The sequence below is a fragment of the Franconibacter pulveris genome, assembly GCF_056780215.1.
Genome location: NZ_CM165555.1, coordinates 2,082,251 through 2,102,645 on the forward strand (window position 1 = coordinate 2,082,251; position 20,395 = coordinate 2,102,645).

19 protein-coding genes are annotated in these 20,395 nt (G+C 60.2%); 10 read left to right on the forward strand and 9 right to left on the reverse strand.

All coding sequences use genetic code 11. The features are described from left to right. Window positions 1–7 precede the first annotated feature (7 nt). Window positions 8–1,396: a Re/Si-specific NAD(P)(+) transhydrogenase subunit beta gene (pntB, locus tag ACU4F7_RS09910; protein WP_029592758.1), complete on the forward strand. Its 1,389-nt coding sequence runs from the start codon at window positions 8–10 to the stop codon at window positions 1,394–1,396. 122 nt (window positions 1,397–1,518) lie between these two features. Here the strand turns inward: pntB and uspE are convergent, their stop codons facing one another. From uspE to ACU4F7_RS09940, 6 genes are all read right to left on the reverse strand, one after another. Further along, window positions 1,519–2,466, reverse strand: coding sequence for a universal stress protein UspE (gene uspE / locus ACU4F7_RS09915; RefSeq protein WP_024557633.1), 948 nt, complete (start codon window positions 2,464–2,466; stop codon window positions 1,519–1,521). Between the two features lie 134 nt (window positions 2,467–2,600). Further along, window positions 2,601–3,353: a fumarate/nitrate reduction transcriptional regulator Fnr gene (fnr, locus tag ACU4F7_RS09920; RefSeq protein ID WP_049293342.1), complete on the reverse strand. Its 753-nt coding sequence runs from the start codon at window positions 3,351–3,353 to the stop codon at window positions 2,601–2,603. A 166-nt stretch (window positions 3,354–3,519) separates the two neighbouring features. Beyond that, on the reverse strand, window positions 3,520–4,035 hold the full coding sequence (gene ogt, locus ACU4F7_RS09925) for a methylated-DNA--[protein]-cysteine S-methyltransferase (protein ID WP_028019804.1): 516 nt from the start codon (window positions 4,033–4,035) through the stop codon (window positions 3,520–3,522). Window positions 4,036–4,046: 11 nt separating this feature from the next. Continuing rightward, window positions 4,047–5,573: a p-aminobenzoyl-glutamate transporter gene (abgT, locus tag ACU4F7_RS09930; RefSeq protein WP_481638543.1), complete on the reverse strand. Its 1,527-nt coding sequence runs from the start codon at window positions 5,571–5,573 to the stop codon at window positions 4,047–4,049. A gap of 50 nt (window positions 5,574–5,623) precedes the next feature. Further along, window positions 5,624–7,066 carry a M20 family metallopeptidase gene (locus tag ACU4F7_RS09935; protein ID WP_481638544.1) on the reverse strand — a complete coding sequence of 481 codons (1,443 nt, stop codon included), beginning with the start codon at window positions 7,064–7,066 and terminating at the stop codon, window positions 5,624–5,626. Continuing rightward, the gene (locus tag ACU4F7_RS09940; protein WP_481638545.1) at window positions 7,066–8,376 is read right to left on the reverse strand and encodes a M20 family metallo-hydrolase; all 1,311 of its coding nucleotides are present in this window, start codon (window positions 8,374–8,376) and stop codon (window positions 7,066–7,068) included. Before ACU4F7_RS09940 ends, ACU4F7_RS09935 begins: the two co-directional genes overlap by 1 nt. A 180-nt stretch (window positions 8,377–8,556) precedes the next feature. Here ACU4F7_RS09940 and ACU4F7_RS09945 point away from each other — a divergent pair, with 180 nt between their 5' ends. Continuing rightward, window positions 8,557–9,456, forward strand: coding sequence for a LysR family transcriptional regulator (locus ACU4F7_RS09945; RefSeq protein WP_035888347.1), 900 nt, complete (start codon window positions 8,557–8,559; stop codon window positions 9,454–9,456). Window positions 9,457–9,816: 360 nt separating this feature from the next. Then, window positions 9,817–10,380, forward strand: a complete 564-nt coding sequence (gene smrA, locus ACU4F7_RS09950; protein WP_024555873.1) for a DNA endonuclease SmrA — start codon at window positions 9,817–9,819, stop codon at window positions 10,378–10,380. Here the strand turns inward: smrA and ACU4F7_RS09955 are convergent. Then, on the reverse strand, window positions 10,377–11,183 hold the full coding sequence (locus ACU4F7_RS09955) for an IclR family transcriptional regulator domain-containing protein (protein WP_024555872.1): 807 nt from the start codon (window positions 11,181–11,183) through the stop codon (window positions 10,377–10,379). The genes smrA and ACU4F7_RS09955 overlap by 4 nt on opposite strands. 168 nt (window positions 11,184–11,351) lie before the next feature. Between ACU4F7_RS09955 and ACU4F7_RS09960 the strand changes: the two genes are divergently transcribed. The 7 genes from ACU4F7_RS09960 to ACU4F7_RS09990 all read left to right on the forward strand — a co-directional run bounded on the left by ACU4F7_RS09960 (window position 11,352) and on the right by ACU4F7_RS09990 (window position 17,462). Next, window positions 11,352–12,041, forward strand: coding sequence for a 3-oxoacid CoA-transferase subunit A (locus ACU4F7_RS09960; RefSeq protein WP_029592763.1), 690 nt, complete (start codon window positions 11,352–11,354; stop codon window positions 12,039–12,041). 12 nt (window positions 12,042–12,053) lie between these two features. Continuing rightward, window positions 12,054–12,710, forward strand: a complete 657-nt coding sequence (locus tag ACU4F7_RS09965) for a 3-oxoacid CoA-transferase subunit B (protein WP_024559681.1) — start codon at window positions 12,054–12,056, stop codon at window positions 12,708–12,710. Window positions 12,711–12,719: 9 nt separating this feature from the next. Next, the gene (gene pcaF / locus ACU4F7_RS09970; protein ID WP_481638546.1) at window positions 12,720–13,922 is read left to right on the forward strand and encodes a 3-oxoadipyl-CoA thiolase; all 1,203 of its coding nucleotides are present in this window, start codon (window positions 12,720–12,722) and stop codon (window positions 13,920–13,922) included. A gap of 9 nt (window positions 13,923–13,931) precedes the next feature. Next, window positions 13,932–15,275 (forward strand): 3-carboxy-cis,cis-muconate cycloisomerase, encoded by a 1,344-nt coding sequence (locus ACU4F7_RS09975; RefSeq protein ID WP_481638547.1) that lies wholly within the window; start codon window positions 13,932–13,934, stop codon window positions 15,273–15,275. Further along, entirely contained in the window at window positions 15,272–16,045 is a 774-nt protein-coding gene (pcaD, locus tag ACU4F7_RS09980) for a 3-oxoadipate enol-lactonase (RefSeq protein ID WP_481638548.1), read from the forward strand. Before ACU4F7_RS09975 ends, pcaD begins: the two co-directional genes overlap by 4 nt. Further along, window positions 16,035–16,427, forward strand: coding sequence for a 4-carboxymuconolactone decarboxylase (gene pcaC / locus ACU4F7_RS09985; RefSeq protein ID WP_024555866.1), 393 nt, complete (start codon window positions 16,035–16,037; stop codon window positions 16,425–16,427). The genes pcaD and pcaC overlap by 11 nt, the downstream gene beginning before the upstream one ends. Before the next feature lie 216 nt (window positions 16,428–16,643). Beyond that, window positions 16,644–17,462: a Cof-type HAD-IIB family hydrolase gene (locus ACU4F7_RS09990; protein WP_029592768.1), complete on the forward strand. Its 819-nt coding sequence runs from the start codon at window positions 16,644–16,646 to the stop codon at window positions 17,460–17,462. A gap of 196 nt (window positions 17,463–17,658) precedes the next feature. Here the strand turns inward: ACU4F7_RS09990 and gldA are convergent, their stop codons facing one another. Both gldA and umuC read right to left on the reverse strand, forming a co-directional pair. Next, the gene (gldA, locus tag ACU4F7_RS09995; protein WP_481638549.1) at window positions 17,659–18,765 is read right to left on the reverse strand and encodes a bifunctional L-1,2-propanediol dehydrogenase/glycerol dehydrogenase; all 1,107 of its coding nucleotides are present in this window, start codon (window positions 18,763–18,765) and stop codon (window positions 17,659–17,661) included. 117 nt (window positions 18,766–18,882) lie between these two features. Further along, the gene (gene umuC / locus ACU4F7_RS10000; protein ID WP_481638550.1) at window positions 18,883–20,136 is read right to left on the reverse strand and encodes a translesion error-prone DNA polymerase V subunit UmuC; all 1,254 of its coding nucleotides are present in this window, start codon (window positions 20,134–20,136) and stop codon (window positions 18,883–18,885) included. Window positions 20,137–20,395 lie beyond the last annotated feature (259 nt).

Below are 20,395 nucleotides of genomic sequence, written 5' to 3' on the forward strand. Positions count from 1 at the left end.
GTAACACATGTCTGGAGGATTAGTTACCGCAGCATACATTGTTGCCGCGATCCTGTTTATTTTTAGCCTGGCGGGGCTGTCGAAGCATGAAACCTCTCAGCAGGGCAACCGCTTCGGCATCGCCGGCATGGCGATTGCGCTTATCGCCACCATCCTCGGGCCGGAAACCGGCAACGTGGTATGGATAATCATCGCCATGGTTATCGGCGGCGCCATCGGCATGCATCTGGCGAAGAAAGTGGAAATGACCCAGATGCCGGAGCTGGTCGCCATTCTGCACAGCTTTGTCGGCCTGGCTGCCGTGCTGGTGGGCTTCAACAGCTACCTGCACCATAATCCGGGCCTGGACCCGGTGCTGGTGAATATCCACCTGGCGGAAGTGTTCCTGGGCATCTTTATCGGCGCGGTGACCTTTACCGGCTCCATCGTGGCGTACGGCAAACTGTGCGGCAAAATTTCGTCCAAACCGCTGATGCTGCCGAACCGCCACAAGCTGAATCTGGCGGCGCTGGTGGTCTCCTTTGTGCTGCTGGTCGTCTTCGTGCGTACTGAAAGCGTGGGCCTGCAGGTGCTGGCGCTGCTGCTGATGACCATTATCGCGCTGGCGTTCGGCTGGCATCTGGTCGCTTCTATCGGCGGCGCGGATATGCCGGTTGTGGTTTCCATGCTGAACTCCTACTCAGGGTGGGCGGCGGCGGCGGCGGGCTTTATGCTCAGCAACGATCTGCTTATCGTCACCGGCGCGCTGGTCGGTTCGTCGGGCGCCATCCTCTCTTACATTATGTGTAAGGCGATGAACCGCTCGTTTATCAGCGTCATCGCAGGCGGCTTTGGCTCAGACGGCGTGGCGAGCACCAGCAGCGATGAAGTGGGCGAGCACCGTGAAATTAGCGCGGAAGAGACGGCGGACATGCTGAAGAACTCTCACTCCGTTATTATCACGCCGGGCTACGGCATGGCGGTGGCGCAGGCGCAATATCCGGTGGCCGAAATCACCGAAAAACTGCGCGCGCGCGGCATCAACGTGCGCTTCGGCATTCACCCGGTTGCGGGACGTCTGCCAGGCCACATGAACGTGCTGCTGGCCGAAGCGAAAGTGCCTTATGACATTGTGCTGGAGATGGATGAAATCAACGACGATTTCGCCGACACCGACACGGTGCTGGTAATCGGCGCCAACGACACGGTGAACCCGGCGGCGCAGGACGATCCGGGCAGCCCGATTGCCGGCATGCCGGTACTGGAAGTGTGGAAGGCGCAGAACGTCATCGTGTTTAAGCGCTCGATGAATACCGGTTACGCCGGCGTGCAGAACCCGCTGTTCTTCAAGGATAACACCCATATGCTCTTTGGCGACGCCAAAGCCAGCGTGGATGCGATCCTCAAAGCGCTGTAATCGTTTTTGTTGATCACGGAACCGCTCTTCGGAGCGGTTTTTTTATTGGTGCAGCGAAAGCGCGGCATTAAAAAAGCCCGTCTGTTTGCACAGGCGGGCTTTTGCTTTACAGCGCCGCGACGTTAGTCGTCTTCGTCGTCGATTTCCACCGGCGTCTGGTAGTCGTCGGGCTTAATAACCAACAGGTCGCAGCGCAGGTGGTCGATAACCTGTTCAGCCGTATTGCCGAGAAACGCGGCGGAAATGCCGGTGCGGCCGATGGTGCCCAGCACCACAATGCCCGCTTCCAGATGTTCGGCCAGATCCGGGATAACCTCCTCCGGCAGTCCTTTTTCCACATGGGTCATCTTCTCGCTGATGCCAAACTTCTGCCGCAGCGCTTTCATCGCCAGCAGATGCTGGCCGCGGATAGCGTCGTTATACACGCTCGGGTCGAAATCAGGCAGTTCGATAGCGATATTGATAGGCGTGACCGGATAAGCGCCCACCAGGTGCACTTCGGTGTGGTTAACCTGTTCGGCAAGCTTCACTGTTTCACGAATGAGCTTTTCATTGAGCGCGTTGTGATAAGGCTCTTCACTGGCGAGATTGACCGCCACCACCGCTTTGCCGCCTTCCGGCCAGGGCTGGTCTTTCACCATCCAGACGGGGCAGGGACATTTTCGCAGCAGATGCCAGTCGGTCGGCGTGAAGATAACGGATTCGAGCTTGTCGTGCTGGTGGGTCATTTTCAGCAGCAGATCGTGCTTGCCGCTCACCACTTCCTGAATAATCGCTTCGAAAGGACGGTTGTGCCAGACCACTTTGATATCGATTGGCACGCCCGCTTCAAGGTAGTACTGCGCCTGCTCGCGGATCCAGGCGGTACGCTGGCTAATGACCCCCTGACGCATCGCCGTGCGCTCATCGGGAGACAGAAGGGTGGTCATTTCGTAAGAAAAGTCATAGATCGGCAAAAAGGCTTTGATTCGGCCACCAATCCGTTGATGCAGGTAAACTGCACGCCGTAACGCCGGCTGGTCATCCTGATTAGGATCGATGGCCACCAGCATGTTTTGATACTTTGCCATACAGGTTCTCCTTACAACTGCGTAACCACAGTCTGTAAGACAAGAGTAACCCATATATGTTGAATGAAACAGAGGGGAAATTATTGCCGGATCAATAAATCAGGAAATTCTATTGACCCGGCAAAAGAGTGAAATTACGCGACGTTACGGGACTGCCCGGCCAGCTCGGCAAGAATATCGCCGTTTTCGATGGTGATGTATTTTCCCTTCACCGCCAGCATGCCGCTTTTCTGGAAACGGCCCAGCAGGCGGCTGATGGTTTCCACCGTCAGGCCCAGGTAGTTGCCGATATCGCCGCGCGTCATCGTGAGGCGGAATTCACGCGGCGAGAAGCCGCGCTGGGCGAAACGGCGGGAGAGGTTGTAGATAAAGGCCGCGAGGCGCTCTTCCGCGTTCTTTTTGGAAAGCAGCAGGATCATATCCTGGTCGCCTTTGATCTCGCCGCTCATCAGTCGCATCATCTGCTGGCGCAGGCTTGGCATCTTGCCGGAGAGATCGTCGAGAGTTTCAAACGGAATTTCGCACACCATTGACGTTTCCAGCGCCTGCGCGAAACTCGGATGATGCGCAGTGCCGATAGCGTCAAAGCCCACCAGGTCGCCCGCCAGGTGAAAGCCGGTTATCTGCTCGTCGCCCTGTTCGGTGATGGTGTAGCTCTTAATGGTGCCGGAGCGGATAGCATAGAGCGATTTCAGTTCATCACCCGCTTTAAACAGCGTCTGGCCTTTCTGAATCGGCTTTTTACGTTCAATGATGTTATCAAGCTGGTCCAGCTCGTGTTCATTCAGCGTGAAAGGGATGCATAACTGGCTAATACTGCAATCCTGGCAATGGATGGCACAACCGCCAGACTGAATGCGTCGAATAATTCGCTTTTCCGGGATCATAGGTCTGCTCAAGCCGTAATTGATATCGGTCAATTTTAACATCCTTTTGTCCACGACGTAAGTGTGGTGAAACATCAATCAGATATTTATGAAACAGGGCATGCGCTTTTTTGCGTCATGCCCTTGATATTCAAGTAAATGTATAATTAGCAGACGAATTATTTGTTTAAAGCAGGAAATAACCTTCGTGACGCAGCAGCCATTCTTTACGCTGCACGCCGCCCGCATAACCGGTCAGCGCGCCGCTGCGCCCGATTACCCGGTGACAAGGCACGACGATACTGACAGGGTTCGCGCCGTTGGCCGCCCCTACGGCCCGCGCGGCGCCCGCGCGGCCAAGCGCTTCGGCCAGTTGACCGTAATGCATCACCTGGCCGCAGGGAATATCGCGCAGCCGCTTCCACACTTCCCGCTGAAAGGGGGTGCCTGCGGTGGCGGTCGGCAGCGTATCGATAATGCTGAGGTTGCCGTCAAAATAGTCGCGCAGCTTATCGCTAAGCCCGCCAGGGTTCTCGCTCGCCGCCCGCCTGAAGCCCTGCGCGCCGTAATGGATAACCAGCAGTTGTTCCATTCGGTCGCTGTGCTCTTCCCACTCCACGGCGCGCAGGTTGAACTGCTCATCGCAAATTACCCACAGCGGGCCCAGCGGCGTCGCTATTTTGTCTTCCAGAAACGTCAGCATTTTTCCCTCGCTTATCCCAGGCGCGGATAGACGCCCGGCCCAATTGGCAGGCCGATAAAATACCACGCCACCAGCATCACTAACCACACCGCCAGAAAAATGAGCGGGTACGGCAGCACCAGCGAGTAATAAGTGCCAAGCTTCGCCTGCGGACGGTAACGCTGTAAAAAGCCGAGAAACAGCGGCACGAAAGGCGAAACGGGCGCCAGCGGGATAACCGAGGAGTCCGCCACGCGAAACAGTACCTGGGCGAAGGCGGGGTGGAAACCAAGCAGCATAAACATCGGCACGAAAATCGGCGCCAGTATCGACCAGATTGCCGAACCACTGGCGATAAACATGCACAGCAGCGAAGAGAGCAGCGCCAGGCCGACAAACGCCGGCACGCCGCTGAGCCCCGCGCTCTCCAGCATATCGGTCAGCCCCACCGCCATGAATTTCCCCATATTGCTCCAGTTAAACATCGCCACAAACTGCGCGAGGGGGAACACCATAACGATAAAACCGGCCATCTCTTTCATCGGGTCAATCATCAGTTGCGGCAGGTCGCCCTGACGGCGGATTTTGCCGGTGGCGATGCCGTAAGCGAGCGAGATGACAAACAGAAACAGGATGATTAACGGCACAATGCCGCTGATAAAGGGCGAGGGCAGCACCGTGTGCTTCAGCGGGTCGCGCAGCAGGCCATTTTCCGGCACCACCAGCAGGGCCACGACGCCAATAAACAGCAGCGCCACCACGCCTGTCACCCGCAAGCCGCGCCGCTGCTCACAGGTGAGTGTTTGCAGCTTTTCATCGCTTTTACCCTCCCAGCGGCCCAGGCGCGGTTCGATGAGCTTATCGGTTATCAACCCCCCGGTGAGCGTCAGCACAATCACTGAGGTTGCCATAAAAAACCAGTTATCGATGACGCTGACATGCATGGCCGGGTCGATGCTTCGCGCCGCCTCGCTGCTGATGCCGGAAAGCAGCACGTCGGTCGTGACGATAAGCAAATTGGCGGTAAAGCCGCAGCCGACGCCTGCGATAGCGGCGAGCAGTCCCGCCACCGGATGACGGCCGACGGCGAGAAAAATAAGCGCCCCCATCGGCGGCATGATAACCAGCGCGGCGTCAGACGAGATATGGCTGAAGAAGGCGATAAACAGCACCATGTAGCTTGCGTAACGCGCGCTGACGTGGGAGGCCATTTTTACCATCAGCGTAGGCAACAGTCCTACGCGTTCGGCAAGACCGGCGCCCAGCACCAGCGCGAGAATCGCGCCGAGCGGGGCGAAGCCGCTGAAGTTTTTAATGACGTTAGGCAAAAACCAGTGCAGCCCGTCAGCGCTGAGCAGGTTTTTCACCGCCACCATTTTCCCGTCCGCCGGGTTGCGCGCCGCCACGTCAAAGGCGGAAAGCACGGCGGTGGAGACAGCCAGAATCACAATCAAATAGATAAAGAGCAGAAACGGGTGCGGGACTTTATTTCCCACACGCTCCACCCAGCCATACAGCTTGCCGGAAGGGGTGTCCGTCGGTATGGAAGAGATACTCATGGGCGCTCCTCGGGTTGTCGTTGTGTTTGCGTTGTTGTGTTTGTGTTTTATTATTTTAAAGGTGACGGTGTCACATTTTTCGGTATCGGGCAGTGGTAAGGCTGCTCGCTAACGGTCTCTTGATGCTCTTGTCGGCACGCCGTTAACAGCGTCGCGTCCTGTAGCAAGCGTATTGCCGTGGCGCCCATCACTTTTGCCGCCAGCAGCATGCCCTTATGCGCTATCGAGGTGCGTCCCTGGCTTACCAGCTGCCAGGTATGCAGCGGCGTGCCGATGGCGAAACAGGGGCTGAAGCACTGCGCTACCGGCAGCTTCCAGCTCACGTCGCCCACGTCTGTCGACCCCGCCAGTACGGCATCGGTGGCGGCCCAGGGCGCGACCTCGTCAATCAGCAGCGTGTGGCGATGTTTTTTTGCGAAAGCTTTCCCCGCTTCGCCGCCGGTATTGGCAATATTGTTGAGGCTGTTTTGCAGGTCATTCTCGCTGAGCGTGGCGCGAAGGGTTCCGGCAAAACGGCGCTCTTCTTCACTCCAGCGCGGCGTGCCGAAATGCTGCAGCGCGTCGTACATCGCGCCTTCCAGCGTGCGGTTTGGCAGGTAGCTGGAGCAGGCTTTTTCAAAACGCGCCTGTACGGTGGTTTCGGTCATCAGCGCCGCGCCTTCGGCGATGTTGTTGATGCGCGCGTAAATGCGCTGCGCCTCAGCCATCTCCGGCGCGCGAATCAGGTAAAGCACTTCCGCCTGCGCCTGAACGACGTTAGGCGAGATGCCGCCGGTATCGGTAATGGCGTAATGCACGCGCGCTTTTTCGATAAGATGCTCGTTGAGGAAGTTGCTGCCGGTGGTCATCAGGGTTACTGCATCCAGCGCGCTGCGCCCGAGGTGCGGCGAGTTCGCCGCGTGGGCGGCGATGCCGGAGAAGCGGTACGCCACCTGGATATTGGCCAGCGTGCTGGTGCTGAAGATCCCGGCGAACGCCTCTGGGTGCCAGGTCACGGCGGCATCGACGTCATCGAAAAGCCCTTCGCGCACCATAAAGGTTTTGCCGGAGCCGCCTTCTTCCCCCGGGCAGCCATAGAAGCGCACCGTGCCGCCGCCATGCTGCGCCAGCCAGTTTTTCACCGCCACGGCGCCTGCCAGCGCCGCGGTGCCGAGCAGGTTGTGGCCGCAGCCGTGGCCGTTGGCGCCTGGCGTTATCGGGCAGGGCTCGGCGGTCCCCGCCTGCTGGCTCAGGCCCGCCAGCGCGTCGTACTCGCCGAGCAGGGCGATAACCGGTTTGCCCTCGCCGAAGCTTGCGACAAAAGCAGTTTCGATGTTGCCGGCGTTGCGCGTGACGATAAAGCCTTCCGCCTCTAACGCCTGCGCCAGTCGCGCGGCGGACCAGCGCTCCTCAAAGCGGGTCTCCGGGTGATCCCAGATATCATCCGCAATGGCGATAAAATCGTCGCGGCGCGTCTCCAGCGCATCGTCAACAAATGCGTAAACGTTATCCATCACACACCCCGCTGCCAGGGAAAGTGAAGCGCCAGGCGCGAGAGGGTCATTGCCGCCACCGCCATCACCTGCTCGTCAAAGTCGAACCGCTCGTTGTGATGCCCGGCGCTAAGCTCAGTACCGAACACCACGTAAGAGGCCTTGCCGCCGCGCGCCTGCACCCGCGCCATCATTAACGTCGCATCCTCCGAACCCGCAGGGCCCTTCACGGTCTCCACCGCTTCTTTTACGCCTGCGCACTGCAACGCCTGTTCGCGGATAAACTGCACCCACTCAGGCGTTGGGCGACTGCTGGTGGCCGCGCCCATCATGCGCATCGCCAGCTCCACGCCGTGCATCGCCGCCGCGCCTTCAATCACCGCCTTTGCGCGTTCGAACACATACTCGTTGACCGCCTCCGTTTCGCCGCGGGTTTCCACTTTCATGGTGGCTGAAGCCGGCACCACGTTGCGCCCGCTGCCTGCCTGCAACAGGCCGACATTCACCCTGGAGGCGCCTTCGCTGTGCGGGGAGATAGCATGCAGGCCAAGCGCCGCCTGCGCCGCCGCCAGCAGGGCGTTGCGGCCCTGTTCCGGTTTGCCGCCCGCGTGAGAGGCCATGCCGGTAAAGCGCACGTCGAACTTGGTGGTCGCCATAAAGTTATCGCTGCCGCAAACCACCGTGCCCGCAGGGACGCCCGTGCCGATATGCACGGCGGTGAAATAATTGACATCATCCAGCACGCCCGCCGCCACCATGGCGCGCGCGCCGCGGGTGCCTTCCTCGGCAGGCTGAAAGATAAGCTTGATGGTGCCGTTGAGCTGCGCTTCGTACTTCTTCAGCACGTGCGCCAGCGCAAGCCCGATGGTGGTGTGGCCGTCGTGGCCGCAGGCGTGCATCATGCCGGGGTTGCATGACGCGAACCCTTCCCGAAAAGGACGGTGGCTCTCATCGAGCCGCTCGTCGAGGTCCAGCGCATCCATATCCACGCGAAAGGCGATAACCGGGCCGGGGCGGCCGGTAGCCAGGGTGGCGACCAGCCCCGTGAAGCCGCCGGAAAAGGCGGGCAACCAGCGTTCCACCGCCCCCTGTTCGCGGGCGCGCGCCTCTTCACGGGCAAGGGTCGCCTCATCCGGCAGGCCCATCCGCGCCTGGGCGTTTACCACATCGCGCCCCAGCGCAAGCTGATAACCCAGCCCGTGCAGGATCTCCGCCACATGGCTTGCGGTTCGAAACTCCAGCCAGCCCGACTCGGCATAATGATGAAAATCGCGACGCCACGCCTGCATCTGCGGCGCAAGGGAGCGAAGGTAATCGGCGATAGGTTCCATAACGTTTTCTTTTCCTGTATCAGCAAAATAGGTGAGCCAGCTCACATTGTGATAGCTTTTGCTTATCACTCAGCGCTATTCATACGTTTTTACCGTTCGAGGCTTACCCTGACACAAGCCTTTGCTTTACAGTAGATGCCAGTTTCTTTTGTCTGATAAACAATGGTTATCGGGGTAGGGATGTCTTTTCAGGTTAAATTTCACCAGATCCGCGCCTTTGTGGAAGTGGCCCGTCACGGCAGCATTCGCAGCGCCAGCCGCACGCTTAATATCTCCCAGCCTGCGTTAACCAAATCGATCAAGGAACTGGAAGAAGGGATAGCCGCGCGTCTGTTTATTCGCCGCAGCCAGGGGGTAGCGCTGACAGAATGCGGGGAGAGTTTTTATCAGCACGCGAGGCTGATTCTGGAAGAGCTGCGCGCCGCGCAGGAGGATATCCGCCAGCGCCAGGGGCAGCTTGCCGGACAGATAAACATCGGCCTTGGCGCAAGCGTGGCGCGAAGCCTGATGCCAGCGGTGATCTCTCGCTTTCACCAGCAGCATCCGCAGGTCAAAGTCAGGATTATGGAAGGGCAACTGGTGTCGATGATTAACGAGCTGCGCCAGGGCGAACTCGATTTCACTATCAACACCTATTATCAGGGGCCGTACGACAGAGAGTTCACCTTTGAAAAGCTGTTTGAAAAGCCGTTTGCCGTCTTTGCCCGCCAGGGGCATCCGGCGGCGGCGGCCCGTTCGCTTGATGAGCTAATGGCTTATGACTGGACGATGCCGACCCCGCGCGGCAGCTACTACAAGCATCTGGAAGATCTCTTTCACCACCGGGCGCAGGCGCCCCGCATCAGCGTGGTATGCGAAACCTTCTCTTCCTGCATAAGCCTGGTGGCGCAGAGCGATTTTGTGTCGATATTGCCGCAGGAGCTGGGGGCGGACCCGCTGCTGGCGCCGCGGCTTACGCAAATTCCGGTGGCGGAGAGCCTGCCGAAGGCCGCTTACTACCTGATCCAGCGGCGCGACACCACGCCAACGCCGCTCACCAGCGCGCTTATCACCGCCTTTCGCCGTGAATGCCGCCCATAAAAAATAGAGCCTGCCGACATCAGCCAGGCTCTACAGGACACAGCAGTGCTTCCGGGACCTTGCCCCACACTTATTCCGTACACTGTGGGTAAGAATATATATACGCGCTTTTCAGGCGGGACGTGATGACCGTTAAGTGACATCTTTCACAAATAGTTAACATTTATTTATCTATTCCTGTTTTTCACTGCGCATTGCTCAAAAGGTAGCCAAAAAAGCGCCCTTAAGAAGAATTTCACTGGTTTTACATCCATAATTGTGGCTTCTTAGCGGTCCTCTTTTTCCGGGCGCGGCAGCGTTGAGCCGCGTGCGGGGGAGGGTTATAGTGTGAACCTTTGCGCAGTACCCGGAGGATTGACCGTGCACCCTGACGACAAATCGCTTTTTCTTGACGCCATGGAAGATGTCAAACCCCTTAAAAATTGTGAATCCACGCAGTGGGTGAAGCCGGTGAAAAACCGCGCCCCGCAGCGGCTGGACGCGCTGCAGCTGGATAACTTTCTCACCACCGGTTTTCTTGACATCATCCCGCTCGCCGAGCCGCTGGAGTTTAAACGCGAAGGGCTGCAAAACGGCGTACTGGAGAAGCTGCGCCTTGGCAAATACAGCCAGCAGGCGAGCCTCAATCTGCTGCGCCAGCCGGTGGAGCAGTGCCGCCAGCAGCTGTTCGCTTTCATCCATCAGGCCCGCCGCGACGGCCTTCGCAACCTGCTCATCATTCACGGCAAAGGGCGGGAAGATAAGTCGCACGCCAATATTGTGCGCAGCTATCTGGCGCGCTGGCTGACAGAGTTCGATGAAGTGCAGGCCTACTGCACGGCGCTGGCGCACCACGGCGGCGCGGGCGCCTGCTACGTGGCGCTGAAAAAATCGGACGAGGCCAAACAGGAGAACTGGGAACGGCACGCCAAGCGCAGCCGTTAATCCAGCAGCAACGCCAGCTCCCGGGCGGCGTTTTGCAGTTCCGGCAGCACGCGGGTTCGCAGCTCTTCAGCGGAAACCTGCCCCGCGTGCACCCCCACGTTCAGCGCCGCTTCCACACCCCCCTGCGGGTTCATCAGCGGCACCGCAATCGACCGCAACCCCATCTCCAGCTCCTGATCGTTTAGCGCATAGCCTTGCTGGCGCACCCGCTTCAGCTCTTCGCGCAGCTTCGCCACCGAATCCACCGTTTGCGGCGTATAGCGGATCATCGTGATGCGCCCAAGCAGCGCGTTTAACTGCTCTTCCGGAAGGTAGCTTAAGAGCACGCGGCCCATGGAAGTGGACCAGGCGGGCAGACGGCTGCCGATATCCAGATCGATAGTCATGATGCGCGAACTGGAAGCGCGGGCGATATAGAGAATGTCGTCGCCGTCCAGCGTGGCGATAGAGCAGGACTCATTGAGCATTTCGCTTAGCTGCTTCAGTACCGGCTGGGCGGCGCGCGCCAGCGGCGTCGAGGCGAGATAGGCGTGGCCGAGCGAAAGAATGCGCGGGCGCAACTGATAGTTTTTGCCGTCTTCCGCATACACAAACCCGAGCTTGCCAAGCGTGTAGAGGCAACGACGCACGGCGGCGCGCGGGATGCCGGTCTTCTGGCTTATTTGCGAAATAGACAGCAGCCGCCGCTGCGGCGTAAAAGCCTGAATCACTTCCAGCCCCCGCGCCAGCGAAGCCATAAAATTCGGGTCGCCCTTAAACGGGTCGGCGTCGCCGCTAAGGCGGTCTTGCGGGTGTATCGCCATCATTTTTCTCCTGATTACGCGCTCGATCACACTCTGCGAACAAAGATAACCCATGTTCGATTATCGCACCATATTTCGATTATCGCCCTTGACCGGACTCGTTAGCGGCGTCACATTTTGTTCGAACAACGCATAACGGTGCGATGATCGCACATCAAGGAGCAGAGGATGATTGATAAAAGCGTGCCCTCGCTGGAAGAGGCTGTCGCCGGGATCCCGGACGGCGCCACCATCATGATTGGCGGCTTCGGCCCCGCTGGCCAGCCCACCGAGCTGATTGACGCCCTGATAGCCCAGGGGGCGAGCGACCTCACTATCATCAACAACAACGCCGGCAATGGCGAAGTGGGGCTGGCGGCGCTGCTGAAGGCGGGGCGGGTGCGCAAAATGATCTGCTCCTTCCCGCGCCAGGTAGACTCCCAGGTATTCGACGATCTCTATCGCCGCGGCAAAGTGGCGCTGGAACTGGTGCCGCAGGGCAACCTGGCCGCCCGCATTCAGGCGGCGGGGGCGGGGCTTGGCGCCATTTTTACCCCTACCGGCTACGGCACGCCGCTCGCCGAAGGCAAAGAGACCCGCGAAATCGACGGTCGCCATTACGTGCTGGAATACCCGCTGAAAGCGGACTTCGCGCTTATCAAAGCCTTCCAGGGCGACCGCTGGGGCAACCTGGTCTACCGCAAGGCGGCGCGCAACTTCGGGCCTATCATGGCGACGGCCGCCACCACGACCATCGCGCAGGTCAGCCAGCTGGTGCCGTTGGGAGAGCTTGACCCCGAGCACATCATCACCCCCGGCATTTTTGTGCAGCGCGTGGTGGCGCTGGAGCCGGCTTCCACTCTGGCGCAGAGCGCATAAGGACATTCACTGATGAAACGACTCACCCGTGACGAAATGGCGCAGCGCGTGGCGCGCGATATCCCGGAAGGGGCTTATGTGAATTTAGGCATTGGCCTGCCGACCCGCATCGCCAATTACCTGCCCGCGGATAAAGAGATCTTCTTGCACAGCGAAAACGGCCTGCTCGGCATGGGGCCGAAGCCCGCACCAGGGGAGGAAGATCCGGAGCTTATCAACGCCGGAAAAGAGCACGTCACGCTGCTGACCGGCGGCAGCTTTTTCCACCACGGCGACTCGTTCGCCATGATGCGCGGCGGGCATCTGGATATTTGCGTGCTCGGCGCCTATCAGGTTTCCGCGTCGGGCGACCTGGCGAACTGGAGCACCGGCGCGCCGGACGCTATTCCGGCGGTGGGCGGTGCGATGGATCTCGCCATCGGCGCGCGCCAGGTTTTTGTGATGATGGAGCTGCTTACGCGCGAAGGCGAGAGCAAGCTGGTGGAAGCCTGCAGCTATCCGCTTACCGGCGTCGGCTGCGTCAGCCGCATTTATACCGACCTCGCGGTCATCGATATCACCCCTGAAGGGCCGGTCGTGCGTGAAATCGTCAACGGCCTCTCTTTTGAAGAGCTGCAGCGGCTGACGCCGGTCAAACTCAGCTTCGGGCAACTGGCGCAGAGCGCGTAAGGAACGATAATGACTCAGGCTTTTATTTGCGATGCGGTACGCACCCCCTTTGGCCGCTTTGGCGGAACGCTGGCTGGCGTGCGCGCCGACGACCTGGCGGCGCTGCCGTTAAAAGCGCTGCTGGAGCGCAACCCTAACCTTGACCCGGCGCTGATTGACGACGTGATTTACGGCTGCGCTAACCAGGCGGGGGAAGATAACCGCAACGTGGCGCGCATGGCGCTGCTGCTGGCCGGCCTGCCGGAAACGGTGCCGGGCAGCACCGTCAACCGCCTGTGCGGCTCAAGCCTCGACGCCATCGGCGTGGCGGCTCGGGCCATTAAAAGCGGCGAAACGCATCTCATGGTGGCGGGCGGCGTAGAGAGCATGTCCCGCGCGCCGTTTGTGATGGGCAAAGCGCAGAGCGCTTACAGCCGCAGTATGGCGCTTGAAGACACCACCATCGGCTGGCGCTTCATCAACCCGTTAATGAAAGCGCGTTATGGCGTCGATTCCATGCCGGAAACGGCGGAGAACGTCGCCGCGCATTTTGGCATCAGCCGCGAAGACCAGGATGCTTTCGCGCTGCGCAGCCAGCTTCGCACCGCCCGGGCTCAGGAGATGGGGCTGTTTGACGACGAGCTGATCCCGGTGCTTATTCCGCAGCGCAAAGGCGAGCCGCTCAGCTTTACCCGCGATGAACACCCGCGCGCCACCTCGCGCGAGGCGCTGGCGAAGCTCAAGCCGGTGGTGCGGGAGGACGGCACGGTGACGGCAGGCAACGCCTCCGGCGTGAACGACGGCGCCTGCGCGCTGTTGCTGGCAAGCGAGCAGGCGATGCGTACGCACGGTTTGCAGCCGTTGGCGCGGGTGGCTGGCGTGGCGACAGCGGGCGTGGCGCCGCGCATTATGGGCTTCGGCCCGGCGCCGGCGGTGCGTAAAGTACTGGCGCAAACGGGTTTGTCGCTTGATCAGATGGACGTTATCGAACTTAATGAAGCGTTCGCCGCCCAGGCGCTGGCGGTGACGCGCGACCTCGGGCTGCCGGATGCGGCGGAGCATGTTAACCCCAACGGCGGGGCTATCGCGCTCGGCCACCCGCTTGGCGCTTCCGGCGGCCGCATCGCCATGACCGCCGCGCTACAGCTTAAGCGCACCGGCGGGCGCTACGCCCTGTGCACCATGTGCATCGGCGTAGGGCAAGGCATAGCGCTTATTATCGAACGCGTTTAAGGAGCCGGAATGAAACTTCTCACCCCGCTGCTGCGGCCTTCCAGGCTGACGCCGCTTTTCAGCGACGAAGCGACGCTACAGCGGATGCTGGATGTCGAGGCGTCGCTTGCGCAGGCGCAGGCGCAGTGCGGCATTGTGCCTGCGCAAGCGGCGGCAGTAATAGCGGACCATTGCAAGGTCGCGCAATTAGACCTCGGCGCGCTGGCGCAGGCGGCGGCGGGCGCGGGCAACCTCGCCATTCCGCTGGTCAAGCAGCTTACCGCCTGCGTAAAGGCTGCGGATGACGAAGCCGCCCGCTATGTGCACTGGGGCGCCACCAGCCAGGACATCATCGACAGCGGACTGATGCTGCAACTGCGCGACGCCTTTACGGAAACCGAAGCTTTGCTGAAGGATCTGCTGGCCGCGCTGGCGCAGCAGACGGCGCGCCACCAGCAAACGGTGATGGCGGGGCGCACCTGGCTGCAACATGCGCTGCCCACCACCTTCGGACTGAAGCTCGCGGGCACGCTGGATGCGCTGCTGCGCTGGCAGGAAAGGCTGAAAGAAATTCGTCCGCGCGCGCTGGCGACCCAGTTTGGCGGCGCGGCGGGGACGCTGGCGTCTCTTGAGAAGAAAGGGCCGCAGGTGGCGCAGGCGCTGGCTTCGGCGCTTTCGCTCTCGCTTCCCGATACGCCCTGGCACAGCCAGCGCGACAGGCTGCTGGAGGTGGGCGGCTGGTATGCAGGCGTCGCCGCCACGCTTGGCAAGTTCGCCAGCGATTTCGCCTTGCTGATGCAGACCGAAGTCGGGGAAGCGGCGGAGCCGGTAGCGCAAGGGCGCGGCGGCTCGTCCGCCATGCCGCACAAGCGCAACCCGGTCGCCTGCGCGGCTATCCTCACGGCGACCACGCGGCTGCCTGGCCTGATGGCGACGCTTTACGCAAGCCAGCTACAGCAGCATGAAAGGGCGCTCGGCGGCTGGCAGGCGGAGTGGGAGACGCTGCCGGACATTATTACCCTTGCCGGCGGGGTTATGCAGACCAGCCTTGAGCTGATCCGCGAGATGCAGGTCTTCCCGGAAAAAATGCGCGAAAACCTGCGCATCACCCATGGGCTGATTGTGGCCGAGCCGGTGACGCTGAAGCTTGCTGAGCATATCGGCAAACAGGCGGCGCACCAGCATCTGGAGCCGCTTTGCCACCGTTCGCTGGATGAAGGCGTGGCGCTGCAGACGCTGCTGGTCGATGACGCGCTTATCCGCCGCTATTTTTCCGAAGACGAGATCGCACGCCTGCTTTCGCCGCTGGAGGCGACCGGCAGCGCGCCGGTCTTTATCCGCCAGGTGCTGGCGCGTTACAAGGAATCGTTATGACGCTTCATTATCAATTCGACGGGCCTGAAGGGGCGCCGGTAGTGGTGCTCTCCAACTCGCTTGGCACCACGCTTTCCTTATGGGAACCGCAGCTGGCGGCGCTGACAGCGCGCTTTCGCGTGCTGCGCTACGACACCCACGGCCACGGGCAAACCGCCAAAAAGGGGCGGGTGACGTTGTCACAGCTGGCCGGCGATGTGCTTACGCTTCTGGATTCTCTCGGCATTAAAAAAGCGCACTTCTGTGGCATTTCTATGGGCGGGCTGACAGGGTTGTGGCTGGCGCGTTTTGCACCGGAGCGCCTGCTTTCCGTTACCATCGCCAACAGCGCGGCGAAAATTGGCGAGCCGGCGGGCTGGCTGGATCGCGCCCGTATCGTGCGTGAGGAAGGGATGGCCACTGTTGCCGCAGGCGCAGCGCAGCGCTGGTTCAGCGAGGCGTTCCGTCACCGCTCGCCGCAGCTTATCGAGCCGCTTATTGACCAGCTCGCCCGTTCCGACGCCGAAGGCTACGCCGCCTGCTGCGAGGCGCTGGCCGAAGCCGATCTGCGCCATGAACTCAAGGCGATTATGCTGCCGCTGCTGGTTATCGCCGGGGAGCAGGACCCGGTGACCACCGTCGCCGACGGCGAGTTTCTTCAGCAGCAGGTCGCCGGTTCGCAGCTTACGATAGTGCCCGCTTCGCATTTATCGAATGTCGAAGCGCCGCAGGCATTTAACGACGCGTTAATCGCTTTTTTACTCAGTCAGGAGGCACGGCATGCAGGATGAGGAACGTTACGAGCAGGGGATGGCGGTGCGTCGGGCGGTGCTGGGCGACGCGCATGTGGATCGTACGCTGGCCAACCTGACGCCGCTTAACGACGAGTTTCAACACTTTATTACCCGCTACGCCTGGGGAGAAACCTGGACGCGCCCTGGCCTCGACCGCCATACCCGCAGCATGATAACCATCGCTATGCTGATTGCCCTGAACCGCGAAGCGGAGCTGAAAATGCACCTGCGCGCGGCGTTTAACAACGGCGTCACGCGGGAGGAGTTAAAAGAGCTGATCATGCACTCCGCGCTCTATTGCGGCCTGCCTGCCGCTAACGCCACGATGCATCTGGCGCAGCAGGTTTTCGACGAGCAGGACGCGCAGCAGGAGGGTTAGGTTTCTACGCTTATTCATGCGGCTTATTCATGCGCCCGGCTATTATCGCCGGGCGTTTTGTTTTAAGGCCTATCGCTTCTGCAAGCCTTGTTCGCCCGTGTTTTCACTGACTGATAAGCATTTCAAATGAAGATGATTAGCCTTTTATTCATATGTTTCTTCAATTAAAGAATGCTAGCATGTTCTGTGACTGAGTTAACGAATCAATGAGGCAGTATGAAAATCAAGCTCATCGCGGTTGATATGGACGGCACCTTTCTGAACGACAAAAAAACCTACGACAAGGCGCGGTTCCTGCAGCAGTATCACGCGCTGAAGGAAAGGGATATCCAGTTTGTGGTGGCGAGCGGCAACCAGTATTACCAGCTTATCTCCTTCTTCCCGGAAATTCGTGACGAGATCTCATTTGTCGCGGAGAACGGCGCGCTGGTTTACGACCATGGCGAGCGCGTTCACCACGGCGCGCTGACCCGTGAGCAATATCATGCGGTGATTGACGCGCTCTCGGCGTTTGAGGGGATTAACTTCGTGGTCTGCGGCCTGGAAAGCGCATATTACCAGGCGGGCGCGCCGGAGGCTTTCGTCAGCCTGATGGCAAAACACTACCATCGCCTGCAACCGGTAGAAGATCTCTACGCAATCGACGATGTTATTTTCAAGTTTTCGCTGAATCTGCCGGATGCGGAAATTCCTTCGCTGGTGGAAAGCCTGCACCACACGCTGGATGGCATCGTGAAGCCGGTGACCAGCGGCTACGGCTTTGTCGATTTAATCATCCCCGGCTCGCATAAAGCCAGCGGCCTGCTGCGCCTGATGAAGCGCTGGGGCGTGGAAAAAGCGCAGTGCGTTGCGGTGGGCGACAGCGGCAACGACGTGGAGATGTTACAGCTTGCCGCCTATTCCTTCGCTATGGATAACGCGGTGAGCGATGTGAAAGCGATAGCGAAATACGCAACCGGTTCTAACAACGACAGCGGCGCGTTGCAGGTGATTGACGCGGTGCTGAAAGGGGAAACGCCTTTTAACGACGCGTGACGGATTGTCGCCGTACGGGGCGGAGCCCTTAGCATAAAGGCGGAGCGCTTAGCACAAAGGCGGGGCGCTTTGCTGAGCCGTTTTGGCAAGCGGCGGCGCCCCTTAAAGAGGCGAGGGTGAAGCCCGAACGCCGCAAAGGCGGAGCGAACAATAACCCGGCGGATGGCGCTGCGCCCGCCCGCCGGGAGAGACGGCTTTATACGCTTCGCGCACTGAACCACTGCTGCCCATACTGGTCCGCCACCAGCAGCGCGGCGTAAACCTGGTCTACCGTTACGCCGCCAGGCATATTGTGGATGGTTTCGCCTTCGGCGCAGGCCGCCTGCGCCACGAGGCGCATTTTCGCTGGCACATCTTCTTTGATATCAAGCTCTGCGAGGGTGACCGGCAGCCCGACCGCATGCGTCAGGCGCAGAACCGCTTCCAGCTCTTCCTGCGGCGCGTTTTCCAGCACCAGCTGCACCAGCGTGCCGAAGGCGACTTTTTCGCCGTGGTAATAGTGGTGAGCGTCGGGAATTGCCGTGAGCCCGTTGTGCACCGCGTGCGCCGCCGCGAGTCCGCCGCTTTCAAAACCGACGCCGCTGAGATAGGTGTTCGCTTCCACTACGCGCTCCAGCGCTTCGGTAACTACATGCTGACGTGCGGCGAGCATCGCTTTTTCCCCTTCGGCCAGCAGCGTTTTATAGCAAAGTTCCGCCAGCGCGAGCGCGGCCTGGGTGCTGCGTCCGCCTGCCATGGTGCCTGCGCCGCTGCGTGCGCAGGCGCGCGCCTCAAACCAGGTGGCGAGGGCGTCGCCAATGCCCGCCGCCAGCAGACGCGCCGGGGCGCCCGCGACGATCTGCGTATCCACCGCCACGATATTGGGGTTCGCAGGCAACAGCAGGTAGCGTTCAAATTCGCCGCTGTCGCTGTAAATGACGGAAAGCGCGCTGCAGGGCGCGTCGGTAGAGGCGATGGTGGGCGCAATCGCCACCGGCAGCGCCATAAAATGGGCCAGCGCTTTGGCGGTATCGAGCGTTTTACCGCCGCCGATGCCCAGCACCGCGCCGCAGCGTGCGGCCTCAGCCAGCGTGCGCAAACGGTTAATTTCATTTTGCGAGCATTCGCCGCCAAACGGCGCGATTTCCGCTTTCACGCCCGCCTGTGCGAAGCTGTCACGAAGCTGCTCCTCTACCAGACCGAGCACGAATTTATCGCCCACCACCAGGCAGGTAGGCGCCAGCGGTTTGATATATTCCCCTATGCGCGCCAGCACGCCTGCGCCCTGGATGTATTTGCCGGGTGACTGAATAATACGGTCCATAAACTGCCTCCTTACGTTATAAGTTCCGGTAACGAAACGGCTTTTCGCGTTTCTTCCTCAAGTCTACCCGCGTAAGGGCGCGCTTTTTTTGCGCTATATCCAGGCAGGACGTAAAAATCAGCGGCAAACGGGGACGTCGCTCAGCCGGGTGGTCCAGGCGGGCGAGAGGTATTCGCGCTTCATTCCCCACGCCTGCGTGATGCCCTGGCCGGCGAACCAGAGGCGATTTTTGCCCTGCTGATTAAGCTTATCCATCACCGTCATTAGCGCTTCGCTGTTGGCTTTCGGCGCATAGGGGTCGAAAAGATTGAGCTGCGCCACGCCCTGGCTGAAAAAGTCCCCCAGCATGACGCCGGCCTTCTGATAGTGCAGCCCTTCGCGCCAGATAGCCTCCAGACAACGGACGGCGGCGGCGAGAATATCGCGGGTGTCGTGAGTGGGCGTGGAGAGGGTGATGCCGGCGCGGTTGCTGTAGTAAGGGGCATGGGCGTCGTGCGGGCTGGTTTTCAGAAAAGCGCTGACGTAGCGGCAGTATTGCCTTTCGGCGCGCAATTTTTCCGCCGCCCGCGCCGCCCAGGTGCAGATGCCTTCGCGCACCGCTTTATAGTCGCTGACCTTTGTACCAAACGAGCGGGAGCTGATTATCTCCTGCTTTGTGGCGGGCGTCTCTTCAAAGGCCAGACATGACTCGCCCCGCAGCTCGCGGACCGTGCGCTCCAGCACCACGCTGAAATTTTTACGGATAAAGCCAATATCGCTTTGCGCGAGTTGCAGCGCGTTCTCAATTCCCATGGCGTTAAGGCGCGCCGAGAGACGACGCCCCACGCCCCAGACGTCGCTCACCGGCAACAGGGCCATCAGCTTGCGCTGGCGCAGCGGGCTTGAGAGGTCCACCACGCCGCCGGTTTTGGTCCAGGTTTTCGCCGCATGGTTAGCGAGCTTGGCGAGGGTTTTGGTTGGCGCAATGCCGACGCCCACCGTCAGCCGGGTATGCTGATAGACGGTGTCGCGAATCGCACGGCCGAAGGTTTCCAGGTCGCCGATGCCGCTTAAATCGGCAAAGGCTTCGTCGATGCTGTAGACATCGACCCGCGGACACATCGCTTCAAGCGTGGTCATTACCCGCTGGCTCATGTCGCCGTAAAGCGCGTAGTTGCTGCTGAAGACCACCACGCCTTCGCGCTCCAGCAACGCTTTTTGCTGAAAGTAAGGCGCGCCCATTTGGACGCCGAGCCGCTTTGCCTGCGCCGAGCGGGAAATAATGCAGCCGTCATTGTTCGACAGCACCACCACCGGCTTGTTAAGCAGATCCGGCCGCCAGAGAGTCTCGCAGCTGGTATAGAAGCTGTTAACGTCAATGAGAGCGTACATGGTTCTGTGCCCGTGTAGTTTGTCTCAGCGCGCCAGCGGCAAAGCGAAGGGCCGCCGGGCGGATAACGCCTGGCGGAAAGCGGAATCGGGTTGCGCCATCCATAGTAAGCTCCTGAATACTGTTTTTATATACAGTATTCTTGAAAGCCGATGATAATCAAGGCGCTTTACGGATTTTTTTAGCTAATACGGAAAAAGACCTGCCAGCCGGGCCGAACCGCCAGCATGAGCTGCGGCTGCCAAACAACAGGTTGATCAT